We start from the raw sequence: 15,008 nt of genomic DNA on the forward strand, positions 1-15,008 counted from the left end.
GATCAGCGCCCGGAAGTTTTACTCTGAAACAAAGCGACATCGTTGCACAGCGACAATGTCTTTCGCGATATGTTGAGCCATTCAAATCACACACGGAGGGCGCCATGGCGCAGCGGTACGATGCACGGGGCAACATTTACATCGTGGTAGCGCCCGAAGAACTGCGCCGCCAGGGTATCGAGCTGCCGGATCAGGCCAGCCAGGCAGCGCAAACCCTCGAAGCCTGGGCGCTAGCCGCCATCGAGGCTTGCTGCAGCTGGGCCCCTGGCACTCAACCAACCGGCAGCAAGGATCATCGCAGCGACGGCTTGCTGGTCGGACCGTTTCAGTCCTCGCCACCCTTTGATCTGTTGATCGTCAACACTGACGGCACCCTGGCCGAGCGCAGTGGCAATGGGCTGACGATTTTTTCCCAGGCCCTCAGCGATCAAGGGTTGTTGCCGAAGAGCGAAGCCTGTCTGCTCAGGGTTCACCACGACAAGTCCGACATGCCTTCACCCGGACAGACTTCGGTGAAAGCCGCAGAGGTCGATGGCGTGAAGGGTTTCTGGCTCGATCTGGGCCAGCCTGGTTTCGGGTCGTCAGCGGTCAGTGCAGTGGGCGTAGAAACGGTGCTGTTGAATGGCCGCGAACTCAGCCACGTTAAACAGTTGTCAGCACTCAATGGCGCCTGGTCGCGCAGCCAGTTTGCGCGGGTCGGCAATCCGCATTGCGTGACGCTGGTGGAAAGTGCCAGTGATCTGCCGAGCAACGAGCAGATGCGCGAGCCGGCGCTGGGTGAGGGGCTGACGCGGATTGCCTATGCCATGCCGGTCGGTGCAGGCAACCCTTGTCGGGCGGGAATCAATCTGCAATGGGCCATGCGCGTGTCCGACGGGCACATCGCTGCCCGGGTATTCGAGCGGGGCGAGGGGCCAACGGCGTCTTCGGGGACCAGTGCAAGTGCGGTGGCCAGTGCGGCGTGGCGGGTAGGTTGGGTGACTGCCGGGGAAGTGAAAGTGACGATGCCGGGTGGCACGGCGCCGATCTTGCTGGAAGAGGAGATGGGGGAATTGAGTCGGGTCAGCCTGTTTGGTACGGCTCGAATGATTGGCTGACAGTTAGATAGCCTTCGCGGGCAAGCCCGCTCCTACAGGGAATTTGTGAACCAAACCGATCCACTGTAGGAGCGGGCTTGCCCGCGAAGGGGCCAGTCCAGTCAACGCAAATTTCAGCTCAGACCCGCAAACTCCACCACCGGCATCGTCCGCTTCATCAACACCTTGCCCCCGCGTATCGAGTACAGCGGCAACCCCTGGCTGCGGATCACCTCGTAATCGCTCTCTGCCGACAGAATCAGCAGGTTCGCCGGTCGCCCGCGCTCCAGGCCATAGCGATTGCCGAGGTTCATGGCTTTGGCGCTATTGTCCGTCACCAGGTCCAGCGCACTTTGCAGGTTGCGATAACCGAGCATGTGGCAGATGTGCAACCCGGCTTCCAGCACCCGCAAAATGTTGCCATTGCCCAGCGGATACCACGGATCGACGATCGAGTCCTGGCCAAAGCACACGTTCATGCCCGCTTCCAGTAGCTCGTTGACCCGGGTCACGCCCCGGCGTTTCGGGAAACTGTCGAAGCGGCCTTGCAGGTGGATGCTCTCAGTGGGGCAGGAGACAAAGCTGATCCCCGAATGCCCGAGCAGGCGAAACAGTTTGGCGCAGTAGGCATTGTCGTAGGAGCCCATGGCCGTGGTGTGGCTGGCTGTCACCCGCGAGCCCATGTCGCGGCTGCGGGCCTCTTCGGCGAGCACTTCGAGAAAGCGCGAATGCGGATCGTCGGTTTCGTCGCAATGCACGTCCACCAGGCAACCGCTGCGTTCGGCCAGGTCCATCAGGAACTTCACCGAGCTGACGCCCTGGTCGCGGGTGTATTCGAAATGCGGAATGCCGCCCACCACGTCCGCACCCATGCGGATGGCTTCTTCCATCAACTCGCGACCATTGCGGTAGGACTCGATGCCTTCCTGGGGGAACGCGACGATTTGCATATCGACCAGATGCCGGCTGTCCTCGCGCACTTCGAGCATCGCCTTGAGTGCGGTCAATTGCGGGTCGGTGACGTCGACGTGGGTGCGCACATGCTGGATGCCGTGGGCGGCGAGGGTCTGGATGGTTTTCTTCGCCCGGGCCTTGGTGTCCTCCTGGGTGATGGTCGCCTTGCGCTCGCCCCAGCACTCGATGCCTTCGAACAGCGTGCCGCTCATGTTCCAGCGCGGATCGCCGGCGGTCAGGGTCGCGTCGAGGTGGATGTGCGGCTCGACAAAGGGCGGCACCACCAGATTGCCGCCGGCATCCAGATCGTCAGGGCCCAGGGTCGGGGCTTCGATCTGGCGGGTGATGCTGCTGATCAGGCCGTTTTCCAGGTACAACTCATGCAGGCCTTCCTGGTTGCGCAGACGGGCATTGATGATGTGCATCGGGCAGATCCTTTTGGCGAATCGTTTAGGCAATACCTCTACGTTAGCTCGGTGTCGGCAACTCTTGCCAGTGACATTGATCAGCGCAGTCCCACAGGGGATTGGTTCAGGAAGATTGTTGCAGAGGCAAAAACCGCAGCAGCGCCGCGACTATGGCTTCGGGCGCGTCTTCCTGAACCAGGTGACCGGCGTTGGGTATCGGATAAAACTGCGACCCTGGAATCATCCGGTGCAGCGCGCGCCCACGTTCGATGGGAATCCACTGATCGTCTTCACCCCAGAGAATCTGCACCGGGCAGCGTATCGTCGGGTACAGCCGCTCAGCTTCACGGGTATAACGCTCGTCCATCTGCGCGATCTGCCGATAGAACGCCGCTTGCCCCGGCTCTCCCAGCCATGGTTGCACGTAGGGGCGAGTTCGGCGTCGGGTTGCGCCGACTGCCCATAGCCCAGCAGATCGAAGTAGTAGACGCGGTGAGTGGCCGTGAAATACGGCGCGATCCGGTGTCACACGCAAGAAGAAAACGGCGTGCCATGCACCAACACCAGCGGCGGGCCCTCGCCGCTTACGGCGTAGCGCACCTGATGTCCGTTGAAGGTAAAGACCTGATCCAGCGGCCAGTCAGCCATGGGCTTGTCCTCTAGGCGGGGGGAAGAGGCAAAAAGCATAGGCATAAAAAAACAGCCGATGAAGGCTGTTTTTCCATGTCACTGACGAAACGCATACCCCTGTAGGAGCGAGCTTGCTCGCGATGGACTTGAGAACGCCGCGGGGTGTCAGACTCCCAGCGTTATCGTTCACGTCCATCGCGAGCAAGCTCGCTCCTACAGGGTGGGCGGTGTCTTTATTCGCCGCGATAGATGCAACCGCTGGTGCAGGTCTCGTGGATGCGGATCGCGCTGAGTTCCGGCAGCAATGGCTTCAATTGCTGCCAGATAAACTTGGCCAGCACTTCACTGGTCGGGTTTTCCAGGCCAGGAATGTCGTTCAGGTAGTTGTGGTCCAGTCGCTCGTACAGCGGCTTGAAGATTTCCTTGATTTCCGAGAAATCGCGGATCCAGCCCGTGTGCGGGTCGAGGTCGCCGCTCAGGTGGATCGCCACTTTGAACGAGTGACCGTGCAGGCGGCCGCACTTGTGGCCGTCCGGTACGTGGGGCAGGCGGTGGGCGGATTCGAAGGTGAACTCTTTGAAGATTTCCACAGTTTTTCAGCTCTGTTCAGGTGGCGTTCGCCGCAGCGATTCGGGCAGGTGGCGAGTTTACCAGTTTGTCCTGACTAAAGGGTCAACCAACGCTCGCCGAGGTGACCGTTGGCGCGGATGTGCGCATAGGCGCGCGGACCGGCCTTGAGGGACAGGGTTGTGGGGCTGTCCGTGATGGCCATTCAGCTTCAATTAAGTTCAGCGGGCTAAGGTGACTCGCCTGGACCCCGATGCAACGCTGAGGTAGCGCGACGCTGGTACCATTGTGGCTTTCGAGAAGCTCACTGCGCTCGCACCGACCGGGATCTGGAATCAGACGCTGTCAGCGGGCAGGTTCTCAAGAATCATCAGGATTGGTAATGAAGGTGTTTCTATTCAAGCGATGCACCGGTAGCTGGATAGCGCTGATGCTCCTGTTTTTTTGCTCGGCAGTGATGGCCCGCGATCTGGATCAGGATGAAGCCCTGCGTCTGCGTCAACAGGGCGTGATCCTGCCGCTGGAGCAACTGTTGCAGCAGGCGATGGATCGCTACCCCGGCGCGAAACTGCTGGAAGCCGAGCTCGAAGAAAAACACGACGTCTACATTTATGAAGTCGAGCTGCTGACCCCTGGAGGCGTGGTCCGCGAACTGGGCATCGATGCCTCCACCGGCCGTTTACTCAAAGACAAGGAAGACTGATCCATGCGTTTGCTGCTGGTGGAAGACCATGTGCCCCTGGCCGACGAACTGCTGGCCGGCCTCAACCGCCAGGGCTATGCGGTGGACTGGCTGGCCGATGGTCGCGACGCGGTGCTTCAGGGCAGCACCGAACCTTACGACCTGATCGTCCTCGACCTCGGCTTGCCGGGCGTGCCGGGGCTGGAGGTGCTGGCGCAATGGCGCGCGACAGGGCTGGCCACGCCGGTGCTGATCCTGACCGCCCGTGGTTCCTGGGCCGAGCGCATCGAAGGCCTGAAGACCGGCGCCGATGATTACCTGACCAAACCCTTTCATCCCGAAGAGCTGTTTTTGCGCATCCAGGCATTGCTGCGCCGCTCCCATGGCCAGGTCAACCAGCCAACGCTCCAGGCCGCCGGGCTGCATCTGGACGAAGCTCGCCAGTGCGTTGTCCGCGACGGTGCGGACATTCAGCTGACCGCCGCGGAGTTTCGCCTGTTGCGTTATTTCATGCTGCACCCCGAGCGGATCCTCTCCAAAAGCCATCTCGCCGAGCACCTCTACGACGGTGAAACCGAGCGCGACTCCAATGTGCTGGAAGTCCACGTCAACCATTTGCGCCGCAAGCTCGGCAAAAGCGTGATTGAAACCCGTCGTGGCCAGGGTTACCTGTTCGGCGGGCAAGCCCGGTGATATCGATCCAGCGCCGCTTGAGCCTGGGCCTGATCAGCGTGATGGTGGTCGTGGGCCTGGTACTGGCGCAAACCAGCCTGTGGCTGTTCGAAATGGGATTGCAGCGCTACCTCGAAGCCGGGTTGCGCAATGACAGCGAGAACCTGCTGGCGGCACTGGTGCAAGGACCGCAAGGCTTGCATCTGGATGAACGACGTCTGTCACCGGCCTATCAGCGGCCGTTTTCCGGGCATTATTTCCGCATCGAACTCGCCGATGGCCATTGGCGTTCCCGTTCTTTATGGGACCAGGAACTGCCGGCGCTCGATCAACCCGGCCTGCACGACGACCTGCAACTGGGGCCGGAAGGGCAACAGTTGCTGGTACTGCGCACCGACTATCGACGTTCAGGGTTGCCGATCTCCATCAGCGTCGCCGAGGATTACACGCCAATACGCGAAAGCTTCCGGCTGATGCAACAGCTCGGGTTGGGCCTGGGTTTGACCGGGCTGCTGCTGATTCTGCTGCTGCAACGGATCACCGTGCGCCGCGCCTTGCACCCGCTGGAGCAGGCGCGCGAACAGATTGCGCAGTTGCAACAGGGCCAGCGCTCGCAACTCGACGATCGGGTGCCGGTGGAACTGGAGCCGCTGGTGGCGCAGATCAACCACTTGCTGGCCCACACCGAAGACAGCCTCAAGCGTTCGCGCAATGCCCTGGGCAACCTCGGCCATGCATTGAAAACGCCGCTGGCGGTGCTGTTGAGCCTGGCCTCGAGCGAGCAACTCGACACACATCCGCAATTGCGCAAGACCCTCAAGGAACAGCTGCAACAGGTCGAGCAACGGCTCAATCGCGAACTCAATCGTGCGCGGTTGTCCGGTGACGCTCTGCCCGGTGCGCTGTTTGATTGCGATGCTGAACTCCCCGGATTGCTGGCCACCCTGAACATGATCCATGGCGAACACCTGGCGCTGAGCTACCGCGCACCGACCGGCCTGCAATTGCCCTGGGATCGTGAAGACCTGCTGGAACTGCTGGGCAACCTGCTGGATAACGCTTGTAAATGGGCGGATGCCGAGGTGCGGCTGAGTGTGGTCAAGCAGGCGCAGGGGTTTGAACTGAGTGTGGAAGATGATGGCCCGGGCATTCCCAAAGAGCGTCGCGATCAGGTATTTGGCCGAGGTACGCGGCTGGACGAGCAAACCCAGGGGCATGGTTTGGGACTGGGTATCGTGCGCGATATCGTCGATAGCTGGGGCGGCAGATTATTGCTGCTGGACAGTGAATGGGGCGGGTTGAAGGTCGTCATCGAGTTGCCCAAACACGCCTGAAGTCACATCAGGAACCCTGTGGGAGCGAGCTTGCTCGCGATGGCGGTCTATCTGTCACATTGATGTTGAATGTGCCGACGCTATCGCGAGCAAGCTCGCTCCCACAGGGATTGTGGGGTGTCAGATTCAGGTGTGATGAATCTCCCGATCCTTGGTTTCCGGCATGAAGAAAATACCCAGCACCGCCGTCATCACCGCGATGACGATCGGATACCACAGCCCGTAGTAGATATCCCCCGTGGCCGCCACCATGGCGAACGCCACCGTCGGCAGGAAGCCACCGAACCAGCCATTGCCGATGTGATAGGGCAGTGACATCGAGGTGTAGCGGATGCGCGCCGGGAACAGTTCCACCAGCCAGGCGGCAATCGGCCCGTAGACCATGGTCACGTAGACCACCAGGATGGTCAGCAGCAGTAGCACCATCGGGTAGTTGGTCTTGGCCGGGTCGGCCTTCTCGGGGTAGCCGGCGTCCTTGAGGGTCGCGGCCAGCGTGGCAGTGAACGCGTCGTTCCGGGTCTTGAAATCGGCGGCCGACATGCCGGCGCCCTCGAAGCTCTCGATCACTTTCTCGCCAATGCGCACCTGCGCAACAGCGCCCGGCTCGGCGTTCATGTTCTTGTAGGGGATAGCCTTTTTGGCCAACACGGTCTTGGCCAGGTCACAGGAACTGGTGAATTTGGCCTTGCCCACCGGGTCGAACTGGAACGAACACTGGCCGGGATTGGCGATGACCGTGACCGGATTTTTCTCCTGCGCAATGAACACGTCCGGGTTACCGTACTGGGTCAACGCATGGAAGATCGGGAAATAGGTCACGGCCGCCAGGATGCAGCCAGCCATGATGATGCCTTTGCGTCCGATGCGGTCGGACAGGCTGCCGAAAATGACGAAGAACGGCGTACCGATCAGCAGCGAGCCGGCGATCAGGAAATTGGCGGTCTGCGGGTCGATCTTCAGCGTCTGCAGCAGGAAAAACAGCGCATAGAACTGCCCGGTGTACCAGACCACTGCTTGACCGGCGGTACCACCGAGCAGGGCCATGATTACGATCTTGAGGTTGTCCCAGCGGGCGAAGGATTCGGTCAACGGTGCCTTGGAGGACTTGCCTTCGGCTTTCATTTTCTGGAACACCGGTGACTCGCTCAGTTGCAGGCGGATGTACACCGAGATGATCAACAGCAGGATCGACAGCAGGAATGGAATCCGCCAGCCCCAGGCTTCGAAGGCTTCGGTGCCCAGAGCGGTGCGGCAGGTGAGGATCACCAGCAGTGAAAGAAACAGACCGAGGGTGGCGGTCGTCTGAATCCACGAGGTGAAGTAGCCGCGCTTGCCCTTGGGGGCGTGTTCGGCCACGTAAGTCGCCGCGCCGCCGTACTCACCGCCCAGTGCCAGGCCTTGCAACAGGCGCAGGCTGATCAGGATGACCGGCGCGGCGACGCCGATGGTTGCATAGCCCGGCAGCAAACCCACCACAGCCGTGGAAATACCCATGATCACGATGGTGATGAGGAAGGTGTGTTTGCGTCCGATCATGTCGCCCAACCGGCCGAACACGATGGCGCCGAAGGGCCGGACGGCGAAGCCGGCGGCGAAGGCGAGCAGGGCGAAGATGAAGGAAGTCGTTTCATTGACGCCGGCAAAGAAGTGCTTGGCGATGATCGCCGCGAGGGAGCCGTACAGGTAGAAGTCATACCATTCGAACACGGTGCCCAGGGACGAGGCGAAGATGACCTTGCGCTCCTCTCTGGTGAGCCCGTGGTTGGGCGTGCTGCCCGTGGCTGTAGTGTCGATTGTTGCCATGAGTGTTCTCCGTCTTGCTCTTGTTGAAGGCCGGAGTTCCCACCAATACTTACCGTACCCAGGCCCTGGGGCTGATGTCGTCGGATTGCGGGTCTTGCATAGAGGTTGACGCCACAAAATGCTGCAAGGTTCCTAAAAGCATAATCCGCTTGCGGCGGATATCCACTCGGCATCATTTTGTTGGGCTGCGCGCAGAAACAAATGTGGGAGCGAGCTTGCTCGCGATGGCGGAGTGTCAATCAACAAAGATGTTGTCTGACCCACCGCCATCGCGAGCAAGCTCGCTCCCACAGGTATTTTGTTCGACTTGCGAGGTTCAGACGCGAAACTGATCCATCAGACTCTGCTGCTGGTTCGCCAGGCTGTTGAGCGACTGGCTGACCCGCGCCGATTCATTGGCCTGGCCCGACAGCGACTCGGTCACATCGCGGATGGTCGCCACGTTGTTGTTGATCTCCTCGGCCACCGCGCTTTGCTCTTCGGCGGCACTGGCGATCTGCATGTTCATGTCGTTGATCACGGTCACCGCGTCGCCGATCTGGCGCAGTGCCGTCACGGCCTGGCCAACCTGCTCGACACTGCCCTGGGCCTGACGATGGCTGTTGTTCATCGAACCGACCACCTCCTGGGTGCCGCTTTGCAGTTGTTCGATCACCAGACGGGTTTCTTCCACGGACTCCTGGGTTCGCCGCGCCAGGTTGCGCACTTCATCGGCCACCACGGCAAAACCGCGTCCGGCCTCACCGGCACGGGCCGCTTCGATCGCGGCGTTGAGGGCCAGCAGGTTGGTTTGCTCGGCAATCGCACGGATCACTTCCAGTACCGTACCGATCTTCTCGCTGTTGGCGGCCAGGCCTTCGACCTGAACCATGGCCGCGCTCATGTCGGCGGCCAGGTTGTCGATGCTGGCGGTGGTGCGGTCGATCACGGTCAGGCCCTGACGAGTCGCCTGATCGGCATCCCGCGCGGCATGGGCCGCTTGCGCGGCGCTGCGGGCGACGTCCTGGGCGGTGGCGCTCATTTCGTGGGAGGCGGTCGCCACCTGATCCACCTGACGGTATTGCTGCTCCATGCCGGCGCTGGTCTGGGTGGCGATGGCGGACGACTGGTCCGCGGTGCTGCGGGCGTCCAGCACGGAGCGTTTCACTTCGGCAATGATCGGTTGCAGCTTGTCGAGGAAACGGTTGAACCAGCCGGCCAGTTGGCCCAGCTCGTCCTGCTTGTCGTAAGCCAGCCGGCGGGTCAGGTCACCTTCGCCGCTGGCGATGTCTTCGAGCATGTGTGCCACGCCGAGAATCGGGCGGGTGACGCTGCGGGCCATCAGCCACACCAGCACCAGGCCCAGTAGCGCGGCGAGTACCCCAAGACCGAGTTCGACCAGCGTACCGGTGGTATTGCTGTCGTCCAGTTGCTTTTTCAGGGCTTCGGCGGGGCCGACCAGGACGCTTTCCGGCACGTCGAGCAGAACGCCCCAGGATTTACCGCCGGGAATCGGCTGGAACGGTGCGAGCACTTTCAGTTGCTGCTGGCTGTGCAGGCTGCCGGTTTTGCTGCTGGCGGCGAGCATGCGCAGCAGCTCGGCGCCGCTGGCCTTGTCCACGGCATCCAGGCGCTGGCTGAGTTTGCTGGCGTCCGGGCTGTAGCCGGCGAGCAGGCCGGCCGGGCTGATGATGCTGACGCTGGTCTGGCCATCGTAGAGTTTCTTGCTCGCCCCCAGACTGACGGCTTGCAGGCTGTTGAGGTTGATGTCGACCGACAGCGAGGCCATGACCTTGCCGTTGACCATCAGCGGGAAAACGATGCTGGTCATCAGCACGTTCTGTCCGTCGATCTCATAGAAGTAGGGTTCGATCACGCACGGCTTGAGTGTGGTGCGCGGGCAGGTGAACCAGGCGTTGGCCGCTTCGCCGCTGGGGCCGGTGCTGGTATCGGCCATGTCCTTTTCCGGCAGCGCCATGGACGTCACTTTGCCCGGCGTCGGCTGCGACCAGTAGAGGGCAAAACGGCCCTTGTCGTTGCTGCCAAGTTCGGCTTGCCCTGCGAACAGTTCGTCCTTGCCGTCCAGCCCGTTGGGTTCGAACACCAGGGACAGGCCGAGCAGTTCCGGGTTGGCCTGCAAGGCCGACTTGACCTGGCGGGTCAGGTCTTCGCGCAGGTCGAAGGCATCGAGAAAGCGCTTCTCGGCCTGGTCGCGCAGGAACAGCACCTGCCGCGAGAAGCCGTGGCCGTACTGATAGGCGTCCATGAACTGCTGGCGAATCCCCAGCGCCTGGTTTTCCCCCTGGGACTCGATCCGCGCCTGGGCCGCTTCGGTCAGCATCTCCATGCTCGAGGCTTTCACCAGCGCGGAGCTGTGCTCCATGCGGTACAGCGAAAGACCCACCAGCAGGGTCACGATGCCCGCCAGGCACAACCCGGCCAGCAGGGTGATTTTCCATTGAATGGAAAGTTGTCTGAGCGGCATGGAGACGTCCTTATTCGATAAATATCTGAGACTTTGCACTGTAGCGGCCGCGATCCGGCTTTCTTTATGCATCCCCTTGAAAATCGAATCCCCTGTAGCTGGCTTGCCAGCGAAGGCGGCCGTGAATCTTGCATCGATCATTCAGGCGTCTTCGCTGGCAAGCCAGCTCCTACAGGTGTGCGTTGGCTTTGACACTGCGCGTGCTCTGCGGCAAAGTGCGCGCCCTCTAATAAAACCCATTCCTTTATCCGCTGGCGGCTCACGCAGGCTGCCGGACGGACTCTTTTCGCTTGCCCAGAGGTATGACAATGAATGCAGTAATTGCCGCGGTCGGCATCATGCTGGTACTCAGCCTGTCCCGCGTGCATGTGGTGATCGCCCTGATCGTCGGTGCGCTGGTCGGTGGCTTGACCGGTGGCCTGGGGATCGAAGCGACGCTCAAGGCTTTCAACAGTGGCCTCGGTGGCGGGGCGACGGTGGCGTTGTCCTACGCCTTGCTCGGGGCTTTCGCCGTGGCCATTGCCAAGTCCGGCATGGCCCATGCGCTGGCCGACAAGGCCCTGGCGATGGTCGATCGCCAGCACGCCAACGGCGGTGGCCAGGTCAAATGGCTGCTGATCGGCCTGCTCTGGGTCGTGGCCATCGCCTCGCAGAACATCCTGCCGATCCATATCGCGTTCATTCCGTTGCTGGTGCCGCCGCTTTTATATGTGCTGACCAGGCTGCAACTGGACCGTCGCCTGATCGCCTGTGTCATGACCTTCGGTTTGATCACGCCCTACATGTTCCTGCCGGTGGGCTTCGGCAATATCTTCCTCAATGAGATCCTGCTGGCCAACGTCGCCCGCAGCGGTGTGGACATCAGCGGCATCAATGTGACCCACGCCATGGGCATTCCGGCCCTGGGCATGGTGGCGGGCCTGTTGATCGCGTTTGTCAGCTACCGCAAGAAACGTGTCTACGACCTGGAAAAGATCGAACAAGTCGAGCAGGTGGCGGTGCAGTACAACCCGCTGAGCCTGATCGTGGCCGGCGTGGCCATCGCGGCGGCGTTCATCATTCAATTATTGCTGGATTCGATGATTATCGGTGCATTGGCCGGTTTCCTGATTTTCTCGGTGTCGGGCATCGTCAAATGGCGTGACACCGACGATCTGTTCACCGAAGGCATGAAAATGATGGCGATGATCGGCTTCATCATGATCGCCGCCTCAGGCTTTGCCGAAGTGATGAAGGCCACCGGCGAGGTGCAGACACTGGTCGAGTCGTCGGCGGCGTACATCGATCACAGCAAAGGCATCGGCGCCTTGCTGATGCTGCTGGTGGGGTTGCTGGTGACCATGGGCATCGGCTCGTCGTTCTCCACCGTGCCGATCCTGGCGGCGATCTTCGTGCCGCTGTGCGTGCAACTGGGCTTCAGCCCATTGGCGATCGTGTGCATCGTCGGCACCGCCGGTGCCCTGGGCGACGCCGGTTCGCCGGCATCGGACTCGACCCTGGGCCCGACCTCCGGCCTGAACATCGACGGCCAGCACCATCACATCTGGGACACCGTGGTCCCGACCTTCCTGCACTACAACCTGCCACTGCTGGTGTTTGGCTGGATCGCCGCGATGGTGCTGTAACCCGGAACCCCTGTAGGAGCTGGCTTGCCAGCGAAGGCGGCTTGCCAGCCAACATCCATGTTGAATGGACCGGCCCCTTCGCGGGCAAGCCCGCTCCTACAGTGTTCAACTTTTGACCCTGCGTGCCGTTAAAGCTTTAACCACGCCAACAAAATCAAAAGAGTGAACGTCATGCGCATGAGTCTCAAGGCTAAAGTCCTGTCCCTTGCCGTCCTCCCGGTGTTGCTGTTTGCGCTGGTCATCAGCCTGACCACGCTGTTCATTCTGCAGGATCAGGCGCGCAAGGAAGTCGAGCAGACCCGCGAGCGCCTGCTCAGCGATGCCAAGGCGACCTTGCAAAGCTACGTGGCCGTGGCCATGACCACGATCAAACCGCTCTACGACGCCGCCGCCCCCGGCGATGAGGCGGCACGGGCCCAGGTGATCAAGCTGCTGTCGAGCATCACCTATGGCAAGGACGGCTACTTCTTCGGCTACGACTCCAACACCGTGCGCCTGTTCAAGGCCAACAGCCCCGAAGGCGTGGGCCAGAGCTTCAAGGACAACCGCGACCCGAACGGAGTCTACGTCAACCGCGACCTGGTGAAAGTCGCCAGGGACGGTACGCACTACCTGCAATACAGCTCGCCCTTGCCCGGCAACACCCAGGTACTGGTGCCCAAGCTCGGTTACACCGAATACCTGCCCAAGTGGGACATGGCGGTCGGCACCTCGGTCAATCTCGATGGCATCGAAGCACAGGTGGCGGTGGTCGAAGCCAAGGTCCAGGAGCGCATGCAAGGCATGGTGCTGAGCATCGTCGGCGTGGCGCTCGTAGTGCTGCTGGTGATCGCCGCTGCCGGGATGCTGCTGGCCAACACCATTCTGCGTCCGCTGCATCTGATGAAAGCCAACCTCGACGACATCGCGGCAGGCGAGGGCGATCTGACCCGCCGCTTGACCATCACCAGCCAGGACGAGCTCGGCGAACTGGCCGGTTCGTTCAACCGTTTCGTCGACAAGATCCACGGCCTGGTACGGCAGATCACCGAAATGACCTCGCAACTGACCGGGCTGGTGAATCAGGTGTCCGACCAGGCCAATCGTTCGGACCAGGCCATGGAACGCCAGCGCCAGGAGACTGATCAGGTGGCCACGGCCATCAACGAAATGTCGGCGGCGGCTCAGGAAGTGGCCAAAAGCGCGCAGAATGCCGCGGTGGCTGCCCGGCAGACCGACGAAGAAGGCCAGGCGGCCAAGCGTGTGGTGGCCGGCAGCATCGAGAAAATTCATGCGTTGGTGGACGACATCCGCAGCAGTGGCGTGTCTCTGGACAGCCTGCAAAAAGACGTGTCGTCGATCGTCAGCGTGCTCGGGGTGATTCGCTCGATTGCCGAGCAGACCAACCTGCTGGCGCTCAACGCGGCCATCGAAGCCGCCCGTGCCGGCGAGGCCGGGCGCGGCTTTGCGGTGGTGGCCGATGAAGTGCGGGCGCTGGCCAGCCGCACGCAGATCAGCACCCAGGAAATCCAGGGCATGATCGACCGCTTGCAGGCTGGCACCCGCTCGGCGGTAGAAGCGATGCGTCGCTCCAGCGAGGCCGGCGACGGCACCTCGGCCCAGGCCAACGAGGCGGGGGCTTCGCTGGACGCCATGGCCCAACTGATCGCGACCATCAACTCGATGAACGCGCAGATCGCCAGCGCCGCCGAAGAACAGACCGCCGTGGCCGAAGAGATCAATCGCAGCGTGCATCAGATTGCCGTGGCGGTGGACAGCGTCGCCGACGAAACCCAGCTCGGCGCGCAGACTTCGCGCAGCCTGGCCGACCTCGGTCAGCGCCTGGGCGGTCTGGTGGGGCAGTTCCGGATCTGATGGAACAACTTTTTGTGGCGAGGAGGCATACTCCTCTCGCCACAAAAGATCGCAGCCTGCGGCAGCTCCTACACTTACTGTGTGCATCTGAGCACTGGCGACCACACAAGAGGAGTCAGTTCCATGATTGACCGCGAAAGTATCTGCGATTGCCCGAAATGTTCCTGCAAACTCGGTGAACATCCGATTGCCCGTCACGGCAAGCACTATTGCTGCGAAGCCTGTGCCAAGCATCACGAGCATGGCGAAGAGTGCGCTTCCCAAGGCTGCAAGTGTGCCCACTGATAACCACGGCACACGCAAAAGTGGAGCCTAGTCCGGCTCCACTTCCAGCCTGAGGCTGTCATCTTCCAGGCGTTCGCTGTGGCGGACCGTGCCTTGCAGGCGCCGGCCTTCGACCCGCACCACCAAGGTCTTCGCTTGCTCCAGATCTTCCGGCAGTGGTGCCAGGACGCGTATGGCGAAGCAAAATGGGTCATTTTCGACCTGCTCCAGTCCGATCAGGCACTCGGCGCTTTTGCTGATATGCCCTGATAGCGTGTCCAGACCGTAGTCCAGCCAAGCAGGGCTGCTGACAGGTGTCGCGGTCATTTTCCCTCTCCCCGATCCCGATGGTTGCCAGTGATCAGTTCGCCGGCCGCCACTTGACGTTTTCCACGCCGAATTTTTCTGCCATCGGCTTGCTGGTCTTTTGCACCTTCTCGCGTCCGAATCGGGGGATTCGCCCCACCCCCGCGTCACAGCTCGCCCAATGCCAGGCTTCTGCGTTATCCATTTTATCCAGGCGGATGATGAATGATTTTGGAGCGCCGTGGAGGGTGTACTCGATGACGAATAATTTTGCATTGTTCATAAAGCTCCGGTTCCTCCCTGTTGTACATAAACGGATCGCGCGCCATCTGGAAAATTCACTCGGTTTGTCGGACGGCGGCGGTTGCTG

Annotated in this window: 15 protein-coding genes and 2 pseudogenes; 8 read left to right on the top strand and 9 right to left on the bottom strand. The window is 61.4% G+C overall.

What is annotated here, in order from left to right; genetic code table 11:
• Positions 1-104: 104 nt before the first annotated feature.
• Positions 105-1,097, top strand: coding sequence for a diaminopimelate epimerase (locus KGA81_RS18390; RefSeq protein WP_223547583.1), 993 nt, complete (start codon positions 105-107; stop codon positions 1,095-1,097).
• Between the two features lie 113 nt (positions 1,098-1,210).
• Here the strand turns inward: KGA81_RS18390 and codA are convergent, their stop codons facing one another.
• From codA to queD, 4 genes are all read right to left on the bottom strand, one after another.
• Entirely contained in the window at positions 1,211-2,455 is a 1,245-nt protein-coding gene (gene codA / locus KGA81_RS18395; RefSeq protein WP_223547584.1) for a cytosine deaminase, read from the bottom strand.
• A 106-nt stretch (positions 2,456-2,561) separates the two neighbouring features.
• Complete coding sequence (locus tag KGA81_RS18400; RefSeq protein WP_223547637.1) at positions 2,562-2,966, bottom strand: alpha/beta fold hydrolase; 405 nt, start codon at positions 2,964-2,966, stop codon at positions 2,562-2,564.
• Positions 2,963-3,085, bottom strand: a complete 123-nt coding sequence (locus KGA81_RS30020) for a hypothetical protein (protein ID WP_263293392.1) — start codon at positions 3,083-3,085, stop codon at positions 2,963-2,965. Before KGA81_RS30020 ends, KGA81_RS18400 begins: the two co-directional genes overlap by 4 nt.
• 215 nt (positions 3,086-3,300) lie before the next feature.
• Positions 3,301-3,657 (bottom strand): 6-carboxytetrahydropterin synthase QueD, encoded by a 357-nt coding sequence (gene queD / locus KGA81_RS18405; RefSeq protein WP_223547585.1) that lies wholly within the window; start codon positions 3,655-3,657, stop codon positions 3,301-3,303.
• Positions 3,658-4,016: 359 nt separating this feature from the next.
• Between queD and KGA81_RS18410 the strand changes: the two genes are divergently transcribed.
• The 3 genes from KGA81_RS18410 to KGA81_RS18420 are packed head-to-tail and all read left to right on the top strand — an operon-like array spanning position 4,017 to position 6,322.
• Entirely contained in the window at positions 4,017-4,337 is a 321-nt protein-coding gene (locus KGA81_RS18410) for a PepSY domain-containing protein (protein WP_223547586.1), read from the top strand.
• A gap of 3 nt (positions 4,338-4,340) precedes the next feature.
• Entirely contained in the window at positions 4,341-5,009 is a 669-nt protein-coding gene (locus tag KGA81_RS18415) for a response regulator transcription factor (protein WP_223547587.1), read from the top strand.
• A complete protein-coding gene (locus KGA81_RS18420; RefSeq protein ID WP_223547588.1) occupies positions 5,006-6,322 on the top strand; it encodes a sensor histidine kinase in 1,317 nt (438 codons plus the stop codon). The genes KGA81_RS18415 and KGA81_RS18420 overlap by 4 nt, the downstream gene beginning before the upstream one ends.
• A 126-nt stretch (positions 6,323-6,448) precedes the next feature.
• On the opposite strand, the gene KGA81_RS18425 is transcribed toward KGA81_RS18420, so the two are convergent.
• The 3 genes and pseudogenes from KGA81_RS18425 to KGA81_RS30245 all read right to left on the bottom strand — a co-directional run.
• Entirely contained in the window at positions 6,449-8,125 is a 1,677-nt protein-coding gene (locus KGA81_RS18425; RefSeq protein WP_223547589.1) for an MFS transporter, read from the bottom strand.
• A gap of 316 nt (positions 8,126-8,441) precedes the next feature.
• Positions 8,442-9,197 carry a methyl-accepting chemotaxis protein gene (locus KGA81_RS30240; protein WP_371924791.1) on the bottom strand — a complete coding sequence of 252 codons (756 nt, stop codon included), beginning with the start codon at positions 9,195-9,197 and terminating at the stop codon, positions 8,442-8,444.
• Positions 9,198-9,299: 102 nt separating this feature from the next.
• Positions 9,300-10,730: pseudogene (locus KGA81_RS30245) on the bottom strand (HAMP domain-containing protein); the annotation flags it as partial.
• Between the two features lie 167 nt (positions 10,731-10,897).
• On the opposite strand from KGA81_RS30245, the gene KGA81_RS18435 reads away from it, so the two are divergent.
• The 4 genes and pseudogenes from KGA81_RS18435 (at position 10,898) to KGA81_RS18445 (ending at position 14,353) form a co-directional block, all read left to right on the top strand.
• Positions 10,898-12,214 carry a Na+/H+ antiporter family protein gene (locus tag KGA81_RS18435; protein WP_223547591.1) on the top strand — a complete coding sequence of 439 codons (1,317 nt, stop codon included), beginning with the start codon at positions 10,898-10,900 and terminating at the stop codon, positions 12,212-12,214.
• 177 nt (positions 12,215-12,391) lie between these two features.
• Positions 12,392-13,210: pseudogene (locus tag KGA81_RS30250) on the top strand (cache domain-containing protein); the annotation flags it as partial.
• 102 nt (positions 13,211-13,312) lie between these two features.
• Complete coding sequence (locus tag KGA81_RS30255) at positions 13,313-14,068, top strand: methyl-accepting chemotaxis protein (protein ID WP_411736565.1); 756 nt, start codon at positions 13,313-13,315, stop codon at positions 14,066-14,068.
• 123 nt (positions 14,069-14,191) lie between these two features.
• The gene (locus tag KGA81_RS18445) at positions 14,192-14,353 is read left to right on the top strand and encodes a metallothionein (RefSeq protein WP_007982401.1); all 162 of its coding nucleotides are present in this window, start codon (positions 14,192-14,194) and stop codon (positions 14,351-14,353) included.
• Positions 14,354-14,380: 27 nt separating this feature from the next.
• Here KGA81_RS18445 and KGA81_RS18450 read toward each other — a convergent pair whose 3' ends face one another.
• Positions 14,381-14,659, bottom strand: coding sequence for a hypothetical protein (locus tag KGA81_RS18450; protein WP_223547593.1), 279 nt, complete (start codon positions 14,657-14,659; stop codon positions 14,381-14,383).
• A 34-nt stretch (positions 14,660-14,693) separates the two neighbouring features.
• A complete protein-coding gene (locus KGA81_RS18455; RefSeq protein ID WP_008152143.1) occupies positions 14,694-14,921 on the bottom strand; it encodes a DUF6555 family protein in 228 nt (75 codons plus the stop codon).
• Positions 14,922-15,008: the final 87 nt, after the last annotated feature.

Origin of the sequence: Pseudomonas sp. A-B-19 (genome assembly GCF_019947515.1) — a bacterium.
In the GTDB taxonomy this organism is placed as follows: Bacteria; Pseudomonadota; Gammaproteobacteria; order Pseudomonadales; family Pseudomonadaceae; genus Aquipseudomonas.